We start from the raw sequence: 15,066 nt of genomic DNA on the forward strand, positions 1-15,066 counted from the left end.
ACGATGACCATCCTGGCGACGCTGATTGTACTCGGCGTACTGATATTCGTCCACGAACTCGGGCACTTCTGGGCCGCGAAGGCGATGGGCGTGGAAGTGCAACGCTTCTCGATCGGTCTGGGACCGAAGATCTTCGGCGTCAGACGCGGCGAGACCGAATACGTGATCGCGGCCATACCGCTCGGCGGCTATGTGAAGATGGGAGGCATGGGCGACGAGGTGATGGAGATGATCGAGGGCGCCGAGCATCGCGGATCGACGACGCCCCCGGAACGCGCCTTCGACAACAAGCCCATTTGGGCGCGGACCGTCGTGATCTCGGCGGGTGTCGTCATGAACATGCTCTTCGCCTTCTTCGCTCACGCCGGGGTGGCGATGGTCTGGGGGGTGCAGGTCGAGCCTTCCGACGCCGACCCGAGGGTCGAAGCCGTGACGGCGGGCGGACCTGCGGCCGCGGCCGGCATCGAGTCCGGCGACGTGTTCCAGGAGGTGGGCGGCGTCCCGGTGGCGACGTGGTCGGAGTTCGTCACCGAAGTGGAGGCCAGGCCGGGCGAGAGGGTGGAGTTCGAGATCCGACGCGAGGGCAGGGAGATAGTTCGCATCGCCGAACTGGACGCTCGGGAAGCCGTGCTCGAAGACGGGAGTCGCACCGAGGTTGGTAGACTCGGCGTACAGCGGCGCCTGGACTATCTGCGGGTGGGCGCCGTCGATGCGGTCGTCCTCGGATTCAGGCAGACGGTCGCCGTGACCGGAGTGATCCTGAGCTTCCTCCGCGACCTCTTCACGGGGGATGTCTCACCTCGCGACGTGGGGAGCATCTTCACTATCGGAGAGGCCAGCGGTCAAGCGGCCGCTCTCGGAGCGGACTCGCTCATCATCTTCATGGCGATCTTCAGCGTCAATCTCGCCATCCTGAATCTCCTGCCCATCCCGATTCTCGACGGCGGCCACCTGGTCTTTCTCGCCATCGAGGCGGTTCGTGGCGGCCGGCCTCTGACCGCGCGCCAGCGTCTGCGCTGGAGCAACGTCGGCTTCTTCGTCGTGCTTGGACTGATGGCCTGGGCTCTTTCGAACGACGTCCTCAGGCTGCTGGGGATATGAGGCCCCGGTAATGTTCCTGCACGGCCGTTCGGATCAGGGCCAGTCGGTTTCGAGCTTGGCCTGACGCGGATCGAGCAGCTTCCGGCCGACCTCGTCGAACTCGACCTCGACCGTGACGTTCATGCCGAAGCCGGTCAGAGCCTTCACCACGCCGGACCCGAAGGTGGGATGCCGGACTCGCGCTCCCTTGACGAGCCTGGGGGCGTCCTGACTCTCGTCCTCGGGTTCCGGTGACCGGCGCGACGAGGAAGTTCCGCTGCTTCCGAACGGGCCGGGCCGGCGGCCGGTTCTTCCGCTGCGGCCGGCCCGCCCGACCCCGCCCCGCCGGAGACCGGATCCGTCAGGTCCCCGGTCGAACAGGCCCGGACCGGGTGCGCCGTAGCGGGACCTGCCGCCGTAGCCCGACGCGGGGCCGAAAGAGTCCGCCTTCTCCCGCCGAAGGTCTTCGGAAGGGATCGCAAGCAAGAAGCTCGACATCGTGCTGTCCAGGTACTGGCCGGCTCGCCTGCGTCTCCGAACCCACGAGACGGTAAGTTCGTCCTCGGCCCGCGTGATCCCCACGTAGAACAACCGACGTTCCTCCTCGACCTGGTCGAAATCGTCGTCGGCCCGCATCAGCGGCAGGAGTCCCTCTTCGGCTCCGGTGATGAAGACGACAGGGAACTCGAGTCCCTTCGCGTTGTGGAGGGTCATCAGGCTCACGCTGTTGTCGCCCGAGTCGTGCCGGTCCACGTCGGCGAGCAGCGAGACCTGCTGCAGGAAGTGCGCGAGCACCGAGAGCTTCGGATCGCCGTCCTCGAAATCGCGATCGTCCACCCTGAAAGAGGCCGCTCCGGCGATCAGCTCTTCCACGTTGCGGGCCCGGTCCTCTCCGTCGGGACCTTCGGCGCGCAGCTCTCCCCTCATGTCCACCCTGTCGACTACCGACTGGATGAGGCGCGACAAGTCTTCGCCCGCGGCGAGCCGGCGGTGCTCCCGGACGAGCTCGGCGAAGCGAACGAGAGAGAGCCGGGGCCGAGCCCCGAGAAATGGTATCTCCTGCGCCCGAGCAGCCGCCTCGAGCACGGAGACGCCCCGCTCCGCAGCCCACTCGACCACACGCGCGCGGCTCTTGACACCCACGCCGCGCCTGGGGTAGCCGACCGCACGCGAAAAGGCGGAAACGTCGGAAGGGTTCGCGATGAGCCGCAAGTAGGCGATCACGTCCTGTATCTCGCGGCGTTCGTAAAAGCGAATTCCGCCCACGACCTGGTACGGGACCTTGCGCAGGATGAGCTCCGATTCGAGCGCCCGGGCCTGTGCGTTCGTCCGGTAGAGGACGGCGAAGTCGCGCCATGTGCGCAGACGATCGTCGAGCGCCTGATCACGTATGCGACGCGCGATCCACTTCGCCTCGGCTACGTCGTCGTACGCCTGCAGGAGCTTGACCCTGATGCCGCCGCCGCGAGCGGCACGAAGGTTCTTCTCGGGTCGGTCGATATTCTCCCGGATCACGGCGTTGGCCGCCTGGAGGATGCGTTCGCGCGAGCGGTAGTTCCTTTCCAGAACAACCTTGCGCGCTCCAGGCCAGGATCTCTCGAAATCGAGGATGTTGCGCACGTCCGCCCCGCGCCAACCGTATATGGCCTGATCCGGATCGCCCACCACCATGACGTTGTTGTGGCCGCGACCGATGAAGTCGATGAAGCGGAACTGCGGGTGGCTGGTGTCCTGGTACTCGTCGACCAGGACGAAGGCGAAGCGTTCCCTGTATTCCGCAAGGACCTCGGACTCGGCGTCGAACAGCCTGAGCGGCCAGAGAAGAAGGTCGTCGAAATCGAAGGCGTTTCGCTCTTTCAGCGCACCTTCGTAGAGCGGAAGCACCGTGTGGGACACCGTGTCGAGAGGCGACGGTCCCGGGGTCAGGTCGGACTCGGCCCGCAGATGTTCCTTGACGCTCAGCAGTTCCTGCTTGAGCTCGCCGACGCGCCCTCTGACCGCCGACGCCTTCACCAAGCCGCCCTTGGGAACCCGCTTGAGGATCTCTTTCACCAGGCGGAGCTGCTCGTCGGCGTCGTAGATCGTGAAATCCGAGGTCCAGCCCAGCAGAGCCGCGTGTCTGCGCAGAAGCCGGGCGCCTATCGCGTGGAACGTGCCGATCCACATCCCTCTCGGCTCCTCGCCCAGCAGGTCCACGACGCGGGAACGCATCTCCCCGGCGGCCTTGTTCGTGAAGGTGACCGCCATTATCCGCGCCGGGTGAACGCCTCGCTCCCTGATCAGGTAGGCTATGCGCGTGGTCAGCACCCTGGTCTTGCCCGAGCCTGCGCCAGCCACCACGAGCAGAGGTCCCTCGAAGTGCCGCACCGCCTCCGTCTGCTGTTCGTTCAGGGATGCCAGGCGGGCCGGGAAGCTGCCGTCGCCCCCGCGCGGTTCGGCAACTCCGCTCAATGCAGGTCGCGCGCCCGATCCGGTCAACGGTCCTTTCTGCCGACCGGAAGGGTGATCTGGAACGTGGTGCTCTGGAATCCTTCCAGGAGCTCGATGCGCCCCTTGTGGACCCCTCGGATTATGCGACGGGAGAGAGCGAGTCCCACGCCCCACCCCCCCTGCTTGGTGCTGACTCCAGGGTCGAAAATCCGCTTGCGCACGTCCTCCCGGACGCCGCCGCCGGTGTCCTGGATGCGAATCGAGATCCAGCGGTCGCCGAGCTCGCGGGCTGTGACGGTTATTCCGCCCCCTTTTCCGGCAAGTGCGTCGAGCGCGTTCTTGAGCACGTTCTCGAGCGCCCAGACCAGGAGCACCTTGTTGCCGTTGATCACGGGCAGCCTGGGCGGTACGTCCACCTCCAGGTCGACTCTTCCGCGCCCGAGATGTGGAATGCGGACGGCCAGATAGCTTTCGAGCTCGCAGACCAGCTCCGAAACCGAGATGGGCCTAAGTTCAGGCGTGGAACCTATCAGCTCGAAGCGGTGGCTCACGCGCTCGAGCCGCTGGACATCCTCCCCGATGGCGGCGGTTATCTCATGATCGGTGAGGTCGCCGGGACGTTCGGGAACGGGAATCGCGATCGCCTCGAGCCAGCCTGCGAGCGACGAAAGAGGAGTGCCGAGCTGATGTGCCAGTTCCCGCGCCATTGCGGTCCACGCCCTCTCGCTCTCGGCTCTGCGCTGGAGGCTCACCAGATTGAAGCCCACCACTCCGATCAGCACGAGACCCACGACCTGAAACACCGGAATCCATCTGAGATCGCGCACCTCCCGGGTCTCGCCGTAGTGGATGTGTTGGAAATCCGGATCGCCGACCGGCGGATTGCGCTGGTCCATCCCGGCGACGTATTCGTGGATGCGGGCCCTTCCTTCCGGGGTCGAGCGGTCGGCTTCGAAGGGGAGGTTGACCACTGCCTGAATGGAGTCGCCCGGCCCCATGAGCACGAGCGGCAGCCCCGACTCGCGCACGATGGTCTGGAGGTTGAGGAGCGCCTGAACCTCTGCGTCGGTAGTGAGACCGGCCTGCACCTCGACGAAGATCTGCGAGAGGCGTTCGGCGCCCTCCTGGGCCTGGCGCGCGACTCCGCGGGTGTAGATGAGATACCAGAAGAGGAGTGTGACGAGCACGCCGGCCGTTGCCACCGACCACCAGCTCGTTCGACCGAGATTCAAGGGAGTCGGTGGGACGGCCCCAGGACGTCCGCTCCGAAGTACGGGTGAATGACCGCCGGGAGCTCGACCGTGCCGTCCGCTCGCTGCCCCTGTTCCAGCAGCACCGCCATGACCCGGGGCAGTGCGAGCGCCGAACCGTTGAGGGTGTGCAGGTAGTGCGGCGGTTCACCCTGCCGTTCGCGGTAACGCAGATTCGCCCGGCGCGCCTGATAGTCGGTGAAGGTCGTGCAGCTCGATACCTCCAGCCAGCGTTCCACGCCGGGCGCCCAGGCCTCCAGGTCGTAGGTCATCGCGCCGCTGGCCCCCAGATCCCCGCCGGGCAGAAGGACGCGGCGGTAGCGGACGCCGAGCCTCTCAAGGAGGATTTCGGCCTGACGCACGATGAGATCGAGGGCGTCCGGACTCGCCTCCGGAGTCTCGTAGCGCACAAGCTCGACCTTGTCGAACTGGTGAACGCGGAGCAGCCCTCTCGTGTCCTTGCCGGCGGCGCCCGCCTCCCTGCGAAAACACGGCGAGTAGGCCACGTAGCGGACCGGAAGCTCCGTCGCCGCGAGGAGCTCGCCTCGGTGGAGGTTGGTGACGGGCACCTCGGCGGTCGGGATGAGCCAGAGATCGTCGCGCTCGGTGGCGTAGGATTCGTCGTTGAACTTGGGGAGCTGCCCGGTGCCGGTCATCGTCTCGGTCGTCACCAGATAGGGGATGCGCAGCTCGGTGTACCCATGTTCACGAACGTGCACGTCGATGAAGTAGGAGATAAGGGCGCGCTGGAGACGGGCGAGGCCGCCTCCGAGTACCGGGAATCCCGATCCGCTCACCCGCGATCCCCGAGCCAGGTCGAGCCCCAGGGGTTCTCCGACCTGCCAATGCGGTCTGAGCTCGCCGACCCTGGGTTCACCCCACTCCCTGAGCACGACTCCCTCGCCTTCACCCCCGGGCGGAACGGCGTCGAGCGGCGTGTTGGGAATGGTGAGCATGATCGCGCGGATCTCGCCCTCGAGGTCGCGGATGCGGACGTCGAGACGGGAGATCAGATCGCCGGTGGTGCGCATCTTCACGATCAGCTCGGACGCGTCCTCTCCCCTCCGCCTGAGCTCGCCGATGAGCTTGGATGCCCGGTTGCGCTCGGCCTTCAGCGAGTTGACCTCGGCGAGGAGGCTGCGCCATTCGCGGTCGAGATCGAGTGTCCGGTCGACCAAGTCGCCGAACGCCGGGTCGCGCCTGCCGAGTGCCTCCTTCACTCCATCCGGGTCGGAACGGAGGCGCCTTATGTCGAGCATCAGTCCGGAGGAACCAACCTGGGATCGTTGCAGACGGGGTTGGAGTCGAAGACGAAGGTGAGCGTGCCTCCGCCCGGATCGATCACCAGCGGCTCCAGTTTGGCGTAGTAGACGCACTGAGCGCCGAAAACCCCGGTCTGCTGGTTGGTGCGCACGACGTAGATGTTCCCCATGGCCACCGGCACCGGCTCCCGCGAGACGTAGGCGGCGGTGTCGATCGGGGCCTCGGTCACTTCGTCGAAGCTCACTCCGTTCAACGTGGCGATCCGGGCTCGCGCCGCGTAGACGCCGAGAGCTCCCGGGGGCAGGAGGACGATCGCGCCGCCTCGGGTATCGACCGCCATGTCCCAGACTCCGGTTGCCAGAGGAGCCTCCACGGTCACGCGCCGGCGCGAGGTGAAATTGAAGGCGGAGTGGAGGTTGAGCTCCGGGCGGGCGAGGGAGTAGAGAGTTACCGTGTCCGGCGCCTCCTCCCACGGAATGGCGAAGGGATCGTCGTCGCAGGCCCCGGGCGCGACAAGGGCGAATGCGAGAACTCCCGAGGCTGCGAGGGGCCTGCGAAAGCCGAGGGGAGCGCGAACGCTCTTTGAGGTGACCATAGGTCTTGAAACTACCCCGTCGCACGCGTAGGTTTCCCGGATGAGCGAGAGACCTCCGCCGGCCGAATCGTGGGCCGTGATACTCGCCGGAGGAATAGGCTCCCGGTTCTGGCCTGCCTCCACGCCCGATCGCCCCAAGCAGTTGTTGCCCTTCGATTCCGGGCGTCCCCTGATATGCGGCGCTTGGGAGCGGGCGATGGCCGTGAGCGGCCCCGGTCGTGTTCGCATTCTCGCGCCGGAGGGCCTGGTCGAAGGGCTGCTGCGGGCGCTGCCGGAGGCGGACGAAGACGTCATCTGGATCGAGACCGAGCTGAAAGGTACCGCCCCCGCACTCGCGCGAGCCGCATGGGAGATCGAGGCCTTGGAACCGGGCGCCTTGATGACCTCGCTGCACGCGGATCACGCGATCGGTCCGATGCGCGAGTTCGAGCGGACCATCGCCGTCGCCCTCGGACTCGCGGCGCGGGAGCCGACCCTGGTGTGCGTGGCCGCCCCGCCTTCCCGCGCGGAGACGGGGTACGGCTATGTCGAGCCGGGTGCCGAGCTACCGACCGATACCGGCCTCCCGACCGTGCCTGATCGGGTCGCGGTCCCGAACCCGCCCGGCGTCGCGGTCGGGAGCGGGGCGGATCGCTCTTCGGACGCTCGGGAAGAACGGAAGCCCGCCGCCTTCAAGGTCGCGTCCTTCCACGAGAAGCCGGACCGCGAAACCGCCCGACGGTACTGCGATGCGGGCTTCCTGTGGAACACCGGCATCTTCGTCTGGCGGGCGTCGACATTTCTCGAAGAGACGAGGATGCGGGCACCGGAGATCGGGCGCCTGCTCGATGGGCTGGAGCGCGACGGGCCCCCGTCCTTCTTCAAGGAATCGCCCTCCGCGGTCGTGGATCGAGCGATTCTCGAACGCTCCGACCGAGTAAGCGCCGTACGCGCCTCCTTCGACTGGGACGACGTAGGAAGCTGGGAAGCGCTCGCCCGCCAGGGTTCTGCGGACGACTGCGGCAACAGCCTCCACGGCCCGGTGCGGGTGCTCGCAGGCCGGGACAACATCGTCTTCGCTGAAGGAGGACGGGTCGTGGTCCACGGAATCGACGACGCCATCATCGTCAGAACCGACAAGGTGACCCTGGTCCTCGGTCGCGACCGCTCGGACGAGCTCCGGTCAGTTCTGGAATCGATCGGAGAATCGTCGTGAACCCGATTCGTTTCATACTCCGCGATGACACCTCGATCCAGTCCTGGGAACCGTTCGCGCTCACCCGGCCGGTCGGGGAGCTCGTGTTCGGGACCCTTTCCCTGCGCCGCAGGGCCGAGCGGCGTCTGGGACTCTCCTGCGAAGGCTACCTGTTGAAGGAGGGGGCGGGGCGGGAACACCTCGCCCGGACCTCCGTCTCCGGCTCGCCTCCAGTCACGACGCACCTCCCGCCCGACCCTGAGAGGCCGACCCTCGTGCTTTCGGCCCGGGTGGCGCTCGATGCCGTGGCAGGGGGGTCGGACGCGCTCGAAGGCATGCTGGCCGGCGACGAGCCAGGTACCTTGACGCTCAACGGGGTCGAGTGCGGATGGTTCGCACCGGCGGGGAAGGGCGTGTCGGACTCGCGGGGCGCCGCCCCGACGCTGGAGCTCGCGGGAACCCTTCTCGTCAACCTCTGGGATCTCGTCGCATCCAACTCGGCGAGGCTCTGGGCCGATCTGGAGCCCCGCGGGCGCGAGACGCCCGATTCCGAGGCCACGGTCCCTCACGTGATCGGCGACCATCCGGTTCGGATCGCGCCCGGAGCGAACGTTGAGCCGGGAGTGGTCATCGACGCCCGTTCGGGAGCGGTGACGGTAGGCTACGGAGCGAAGATCGAGACGCCGGCTCGGTTGGAAGGACCGGTCGCGCTCGGCCCCGGGGTCTCGGTGAGCGCCTTCACGCGCCTGGTCGGCCCGGTATTCGTAGGTGCGGGGAGCAGGGTGCTGGGCGGAGAGATCGCAGCCTCCAGGGTGGGGCGTCACTCTCGGGTTCGCGGAGAGGTCGCCTACTCGATCGTCGGCGACTTCGCGAACAAGGCGCACGAGGGTCATGTGGCCCACTCGATAATCGGCGACTGGGTCAATCTCGGGGCGGGTACCATCATCTCGAATCTCAAGAACAATTACGCACCGATTCGCGTCCGCGGCGCATCCGGCAGCCGGAAGACCGATCTCGTCAAGCTGGGTGCGCTCATCGGCGACTACGCCCGCACCGGGATCGGCACGCTGATCGGCACCGGGTCGATCATCGGCGCGGGCAGCAACATCTTCGGCGGCGGAATGGCGTCGGGCTTCATTCCTCCGTTTTCATGGACCGACGGAACTCGCTCGCGCTACCGGGTCGACGACTTCGTCGAGAGCCTGGGGCGCATGATGGCCCGGCGCGGCCAGGAGATGACGCCCGCGTTGGAATCGCGGGTCAGACGAGTCTGGGAAGCGTCGGTACCGTGACGCGCGAACCACGAAGATGACCGGAGAGGTGCGCAGGTGAGAGTTTCGGTGCTCGCGAGCGGCAGCGCGGGCAACTCGATTTTCGTGTGGTGCGGCAACACCCGGATACTCGTCGATTCCGGTCTGAGCGGGAAGGAGGTTGCGCGCAGGCTCCATCTGGTCGGTGCGGAAGCGGACGGGATCAGCGACATCGTCATCACCCACGACCACGCCGACCACGTCCGCGGGATGGGGGTTTTCGCCCGCAGGCACGGAGCCCGGCTCCACCTGACCGAGCGGACGCACGAGGCGTGCGACCGCTATCTGCGCGGCGGCGAGAGCGTGTCGCACTTCGAGCCCGAACGCGCGTTCCAAGTGGGGGACGTCCACGTGGATCCGTTCGTGACCGTCCACGACGCGAGCGACCCTGCGGGAGTCGCCCTGACCGACGAATGCACGGGCGCGAGACTTGGGATCGCCACCGATCTGGGTAGGATGACCGCCTCAGCCCGGCTTGCCCTCGCAGGGTCCACCATGCTCGTCCTCGAAGCGAATCACGATCCGGTGCTTCTCCACCAGAGTCGCTACCCCCCGAGCGTGCGGGGAAGGATCGCCTCCAGCCACGGACATCTCTCGAACGACGCCGCGGCTCGGCTCGTCGTCGAGCTTCTGCACCCCGGCCTCGCCGTCGTCGTGCTCGCGCATCTCTCGGAGGAGTGCAATCGCCCCGAGCTCGCCCGTGCCGCAGTCGGTGAGGCGTTGAAAAAAGAAGGTTGGCAGGGAAGGCTGGAAGTCGCCTCTCAACACGAGCCCACCTCGCTCTTCGATTTAGCCGAAGATCCCAGTCCGGCCGAACATCCGGAGCGATCCGCCGCAGTCCCGAAGGCGGGCTGACCGCAAGAGGTTCAGTCGTCCGCGTCGCTCCGAACGGGAACGTCCTCCGGCGGATCTTCGGCTTTCGGCGCCCCGAGCAACTGGGTGACCGACCTGAAGGTTCGCAGAGCCGACGCGGTGTCTAGGTAGAGATCCTCGCACTCCTTCTGGATCACGGCGAGCAAGGCGGTGAGGTCGTTGACGCGTTCCTCGAGGTCGCTCCAAGCCTTGCGCGCGCCGTCGCTCACGTGTGCTGCGGAGGCTTCCAGGCTCTCGACTCCCGAGCGCAGGGAGCCCGATATCGCCTGCGCATGTCGAGAAGTGGCGGTGAGCGAGTCGAGCAATGGTCTTACCTCGTCCCGATACGCCGTCTTCATCTCGACCCTCGTCACCCGAAGAAGCCTGCCGAAGCGCAGAGCCAGAAGGACGCAGACCCCTGCGAGCAGAATCGCCGCCACCGCCAGCACGACGGTCGCGACATCCGCTGCGACCGCCCATCCTCCGCCCGGCGGAGCTGCGCCTACGGCTTGTTCTGGCATAGTCGGTCCTCGGGTCGGGTGCGCGGTCGGCTCGGGTGAAGGGTTAGTTTAGCGGATTGATTCGCCCTCAAGATAGCACCTCATGGAAACCTTCGCAGTTGAGGGAGGCCACAGCCTCTCCGGCGCCATCCGACCGAACGGCAACAAGAACGCCGCGCTTCCCTGCGTCGCCGCGTCGGCGCTTGCCGAAGAACCGGTGACTCTACGGAACGTGCCCCGCATTCGCGACGTCATCACCCTGCTCAGCATCCTCGAGTCCATGGGTGCGCGGGTGGAGTGGGTCGAGGAAGAATGCGTGGAGATCGACACCGCCGGCCTTGCCTCGGGAGAGGTGGACCGCGATCAGGCGGCGCGCATCCGGGCCTCGGTGCTCCTGGCCGGACCGCTGCTCGGACGCTTCGGAATGCTCAAGCTGCCTCCGCCGGGAGGCGACGTGATCGGGCGCAGACGGCTCGACACGCACTTCCTCGCCTTTAGGGCGCTCGGCGCCACGGTCGAGCTCAACGGCGGCTACAAGGTCGCCGCCAGATCCCTGACCGGCAGCAGGATATTCCTCGACGAGCCCTCGGTCACCGGAACCGAGAACGCCATCATGGCGGCGGTGCGGGCGTCGGGAACGACCCTCCTGCGGAACGCTGCGGCCGAACCTCACGTCCAGGATCTCTGCCATCTGCTCAACGCGATGGGAGCCAAGATCGACGGCATCGGCACCAACCAGCTCACCATCGAGGGCGTGGACCGGCTCGGAGGCGCGGATTTCGCCATCTCCGCCGACCATATCGAGACCGGTTCCTTCGTCGGTCTGGCGGCGGTCACCGGAAGCGACATCACGATCACCGACGCTCCGATCGAACACCTCGATTCCACCCTGCTCGGATTCGACCGGCTGGGGATCAACTGCGAAACTCGAGGGAACGACCTGCGCGTGCTGGGATCGGGCGAGGCCGTGGTCAAGCAGGACGCCTTCGGTCACGTGCCCAAGCTCGACGACGGACCTTGGCCGGCGTTTCCGGCGGACCTGACCTCCATCGGCGTGGTCGCGGCGACGCAGTGCCGGGGCGTGATCCTCGTCTACGAGAAAATGTTCGAATCGAGAATGTTCTTCACCGACAAGCTCGTGGCCATGGGCGCCTCGATCATTCTCTGCGACCCGCATCGGGTGGTGGTCTCCGGTCCCACTCCACTTCGCGCCGCCCGGCTGGAGAGTCCGGACATCAGGGCCGGTATGGCGCTGCTCATCGCCGCACTGGGCGCGAAGGGGACGAGCGTGATCCATAACATCGGGCAGATCGAGCGAGGCTACGCGAACATCGACGAACGCCTGACCGCGATGGGGGCGCGGATCCGGAGAGTGGGGGCGGGTGAGGATTGAGGCTGATCGGGAGTCCGGCGTTTGGTGCCGATCTTGGATGGATTCTTCCGTTTTTGCCCGGAACGTTTTGCGGATCGGCGGCCGCGAGTACCGTCCCGGATGTCAGGCTCATCTCCCGCTGGAGACCGGATCCCGTTCAGGCTCACCTGCCGCTGGAAAGGATGGGCCTTGCCATTCCTGAGAAGAAGTAGTAAACTCCGGCCCGCTTGAGTTTTTCGAACTTCCGGGCCAGAAATCGAACCGTTCGATTCTATCCGATCTCAACAACTCCAAACCGACAACATGATCAATACATCCTCCACCTTTGAGCTTTCCGTTTCGAGACGGTCGGCACCAGCTCGGCAGGACCCGACAAACGTGCCGTTTCGTTGTCGCCGCCGCCATCGCCTGGCGGGTTGGTTCACGGCTGCCTTCGCGGTGGTGTCGCTATCGGCGTGCGGAGAGGACGGCCCGACGACGCCACCCCCGAACCGGGCACCGGTTGCGGTCGGGACGATCTCGGCACGGACGATCGAAGTCGGTGAGTCGGCGGCGTTCGACGTTTCGGGCAGCTTCAGCGATCCGGACGGGGATGCCTTGACGTATACGGCGTCGTCGTCGGACGTGAGCGTCGCGACGGCCGGCGTGTCGGGCTCGACGCTGACGGTCGGTGCGCTCACGGCTTCCGATGCAGGGGGGCTCACGGCCACTCAGAGCTTCGACGTGACCGTGCCGAACCAGGCGCCTGCTGCGGTCGGGACGATCCCGGCGCGGACGGTTCAGGTCGGCGATGCGGCCACGCTCGATGTTTCGGGCAGCTTCAGCGATCCGGACGGGGACGCCCTGACGTATACGGCGTCGTCGTCGGACGTGAGCGTCGCGACGGCCGGCGTGTCGGGCTCGACGCTGACGGTCGGTGCGCTCACGGCCGCCGATGCCGGAGGGCTCACGGCCACGCAGAGCTTCGAGGTGACCGTGCCGAACCAGGCGCCGGTTGCGGTCGGGACGATCTCGGCGCGGACGGTTCAGGTCGGCGAGTCGGCGGCGTTCGACGTTTCGGCCAGCTTCAGCGATCCGGACGGGGACGCCCTGACGTATACGGCGTCGTCGTCGGACTCGAGCGTGGCGACGGCCGGCGTGACGGATTCGACGCTGACGGTCGACGGGCTCTCGAGGGGCACGGCCACGATCACGGTCACGGCCACCGACGCCGGCGGGTTCACGGCCGAGCAGAGCTTCGACGTGACCGTGCCGAATCGGGCGCCGGCTGCGGTCGGCACGATCTCGGCGCGGACGGTTCAGGTCGGTGAGTCGGCGGCGTTCGACGTTTCGGCCAGCTTCAGCGATCCGGACGGTGACGCGCTGACGTATACGGCGTCGTCGTCGGACTCGAGCGTGGCGACGGCCGGCGTGTCGGGCTCGACGCTGACGGTCGACGGGCTTGCGAGGGGCACGGCCACGATCACGGTCACGGCCACCGATGCCGGGGGGCTCACGGCCGAGCAGAGCTTCGACGTGACCGTGCCGAACCCGAACCGGGCGCCTGCCGCGGTCGGGACGATCTCGGCGCGGACGGTTCAGGTCGGCGATGCGGACACGCTCGATCTTTCGGCCAGCTTCAGCGATCCGGACGGGGACGCGTTGACTTATACGGCGTCGTCGTCGGACTCGAGCGTGGCGACGCCCGCAGTGACGGATTCGACGCTTACGGTCGGCGCGCTCGCGAAGGGCACGGCCACGATCACGGTAACGGCCGCCGATACCGACGGGCTCACGGCCACTCAGAGCTTCGACGTGACCGTGCCGAACCGGGCGCCTGCCGCGGTCGGGACGATCTCGGCGCGGACGGTTCAGGTCGGCGATGCGGACACGCTCGTGGTTTCGGCCAACTTCAGCGATCCGGACGGGGACGCGCTGACGTATACGGCGTCACGCCCGCGGTGACGGATTCGACTCTGACGGTCGGCGCGCTTGCGAAGGGCACGGCCACGATCACGGTCACGGCCGCCGATGCCGGGGGGCTCACGGCCGAGCAGAGCTTCGACGTGACCGTGCCGATCCCGAACCGGGCGCCTGCCGCGGTCGGGACGATCCCGGCGCGGACGGTTCAGGTCGGCGATGCGGCCACGCTCGATCTTTCGGCCAGTTTCAGCGATCCGGACGGGGATACCTTGACGTATACGGCGTCGTCGTCGGATTCGAGCGTGGCGACGCCCGCGGTGACGGATTCGACTCTGACGGTCGGCGCGCACGCGAAGGGCACGGCCACGATCACGGTTACGGCCGCCGATGCCGACGGGCTCACGGCCACTCAGAGCTTCGACGTGACCGTGCCGAACCAGGCGCCTGTCGTGGTGGGGCAGCTCCCGGCGCGGACGGTTCAGGTCGGCGATGCGGACACGCTCGATCTTTCGGCCAGTTTCAGCGATCCGGACGGGGACGCCTTGACGTATACGGCGTCGTCGTCGGATTCGAGCGTGGCGACGGCCGGCGTGACGGATTCGACGCTGACGGTCGACGGGCTCGCGAAGGGCACGGCCACGATCACGGTGACGGCCGCTGATGCCGACGGGTTCACGGCCACTCAGAGCTTCGACGTGACCGTGCCGAACCAGGCGCCCGTCGCGGAGGGGACGATCTCGGCGCGGACGATCGAGGTCGGCGATGCGGACACGCTCGTGGTTTCGGGCAGCTTCAGCGATCCGGACGGGGACGCCTTGACGTATACGGGCCGGCGTGACGGATTCGACGCTGACGATCGACGGGCTCGCGAAGGGCACGGCCACGATCACGGTGACGGCTGCCGATGCCGACACCACGGCCGCTCAGACCTTCCTGGTGACCGTGCCGAACCAGGCGCCTGTCGCGGAGGGGACGATCTCGGCGCGGACGATCGAGGTCGGCGATGCGGTGGTGTTCTACGTTTCGGGCAGCTTCAGCGATCCGGACGGTGACGCGCTGACGTATACGGCGTCGTCGTCGGATTCGAGCGTGGCGACGGCCGGCGTGACGGATTCGACGCTGACGGTCGCTGCGCACGCGAAGGGCACGGCCACGATCACGGTGACGGCGGCCGATACCGACACCACGGCCACTCAGACCTTCCTGGTGACCGTGCCGAACCAGGCGCCTGTCGCGGAGGGGACGCTCCCGGCGCGGAGGATCGAGGTCGGCGATGCGGACACGCTCGTGGTTTCGGGCAGCTTCAGCGATCCGGACGGGGACGCCTTGACGTATACG

The 15,066-nt window shown here is 67.1% G+C and carries 13 protein-coding genes; 8 read left to right on the forward strand and 5 right to left on the reverse strand.

Annotated features, from left to right (window positions below; genetic code table 11):
- Nucleotides 1-3: 3 nt before the first annotated feature.
- Complete coding sequence (locus tag J4G12_04695) at nt 4-1,101, forward strand: site-2 protease family protein (protein MCE2455104.1); 1,098 nt, start codon at nt 4-6, stop codon at nt 1,099-1,101.
- A 33-nt stretch (nt 1,102-1,134) separates the two neighbouring features.
- Here J4G12_04695 and J4G12_04700 read toward each other — a convergent pair whose 3' ends face one another.
- From J4G12_04700 to J4G12_04715, 4 genes are read right to left on the reverse strand one after another with little or no spacing between them, the layout of a single operon-like run.
- A complete protein-coding gene (locus J4G12_04700; GenBank protein MCE2455105.1) occupies nt 1,135-3,531 on the reverse strand; it encodes a UvrD-helicase domain-containing protein in 2,397 nt (798 codons plus the stop codon).
- A 23-nt stretch (nt 3,532-3,554) separates the two neighbouring features.
- Nucleotides 3,555-4,712, reverse strand: coding sequence for a HAMP domain-containing histidine kinase (locus J4G12_04705; GenBank protein ID MCE2455106.1), 1,158 nt, complete (start codon nt 4,710-4,712; stop codon nt 3,555-3,557).
- Nucleotides 4,713-4,738: 26 nt separating this feature from the next.
- On the reverse strand, nt 4,739-6,019 hold the full coding sequence (gene serS / locus J4G12_04710) for a serine--tRNA ligase (GenBank protein MCE2455107.1): 1,281 nt from the start codon (nt 6,017-6,019) through the stop codon (nt 4,739-4,741).
- Nucleotides 6,019-6,618, reverse strand: coding sequence for a hypothetical protein (locus J4G12_04715; GenBank protein ID MCE2455108.1), 600 nt, complete (start codon nt 6,616-6,618; stop codon nt 6,019-6,021). The genes serS and J4G12_04715 overlap by 1 nt, the downstream gene beginning before the upstream one ends.
- A 40-nt stretch (nt 6,619-6,658) precedes the next feature.
- On the opposite strand from J4G12_04715, the gene J4G12_04720 reads away from it, so the two are divergent.
- Genes J4G12_04720 through J4G12_04730 form a run of 3 tightly spaced genes read left to right on the forward strand, consistent with a single transcriptional unit; the run spans nt 6,659 to nt 9,957 of the window.
- Entirely contained in the window at nt 6,659-7,813 is a 1,155-nt protein-coding gene (locus J4G12_04720) for a mannose-1-phosphate guanylyltransferase (GenBank protein ID MCE2455109.1), read from the forward strand.
- On the forward strand, nt 7,810-9,084 hold the full coding sequence (locus J4G12_04725; protein MCE2455110.1) for a hypothetical protein: 1,275 nt from the start codon (nt 7,810-7,812) through the stop codon (nt 9,082-9,084). Before J4G12_04720 ends, J4G12_04725 begins: the two co-directional genes overlap by 4 nt.
- A gap of 36 nt (nt 9,085-9,120) precedes the next feature.
- Nucleotides 9,121-9,957: an MBL fold metallo-hydrolase gene (locus tag J4G12_04730; protein ID MCE2455111.1), complete on the forward strand. Its 837-nt coding sequence runs from the start codon at nt 9,121-9,123 to the stop codon at nt 9,955-9,957.
- An 11-nt stretch (nt 9,958-9,968) separates the two neighbouring features.
- Here J4G12_04730 and J4G12_04735 read toward each other — a convergent pair whose 3' ends face one another.
- A complete protein-coding gene (locus J4G12_04735) occupies nt 9,969-10,475 on the reverse strand; it encodes a hypothetical protein (protein MCE2455112.1) in 507 nt (168 codons plus the stop codon).
- Nucleotides 10,476-10,557: 82 nt separating this feature from the next.
- Between J4G12_04735 and murA the strand changes: the two genes are divergently transcribed.
- The 4 genes from murA to J4G12_04755 form a co-directional block, all read left to right on the forward strand.
- The gene (gene murA / locus J4G12_04740) at nt 10,558-11,847 is read left to right on the forward strand and encodes a UDP-N-acetylglucosamine 1-carboxyvinyltransferase (GenBank protein MCE2455113.1); all 1,290 of its coding nucleotides are present in this window, start codon (nt 10,558-10,560) and stop codon (nt 11,845-11,847) included.
- Nucleotides 11,848-12,204: 357 nt separating this feature from the next.
- A complete protein-coding gene (locus J4G12_04745; protein MCE2455114.1) occupies nt 12,205-13,770 on the forward strand; it encodes an Ig-like domain-containing protein in 1,566 nt (521 codons plus the stop codon).
- The gene (locus J4G12_04750) at nt 13,767-14,780 is read left to right on the forward strand and encodes an Ig-like domain-containing protein (protein MCE2455115.1); all 1,014 of its coding nucleotides are present in this window, start codon (nt 13,767-13,769) and stop codon (nt 14,778-14,780) included. The genes J4G12_04745 and J4G12_04750 overlap by 4 nt, the downstream gene beginning before the upstream one ends.
- On the forward strand, nt 14,665-15,066 hold a 402-nt coding region (locus tag J4G12_04755), incomplete at its 3' end, for an Ig-like domain-containing protein (GenBank protein ID MCE2455116.1). The genes J4G12_04750 and J4G12_04755, both read left to right, overlap by 116 nt.

Source organism: Gemmatimonadota bacterium (assembly GCA_021295815.1).
Lineage (GTDB): Bacteria > Gemmatimonadota > Gemmatimonadetes > Longimicrobiales > Gaopeijiaceae > JAGWBQ01.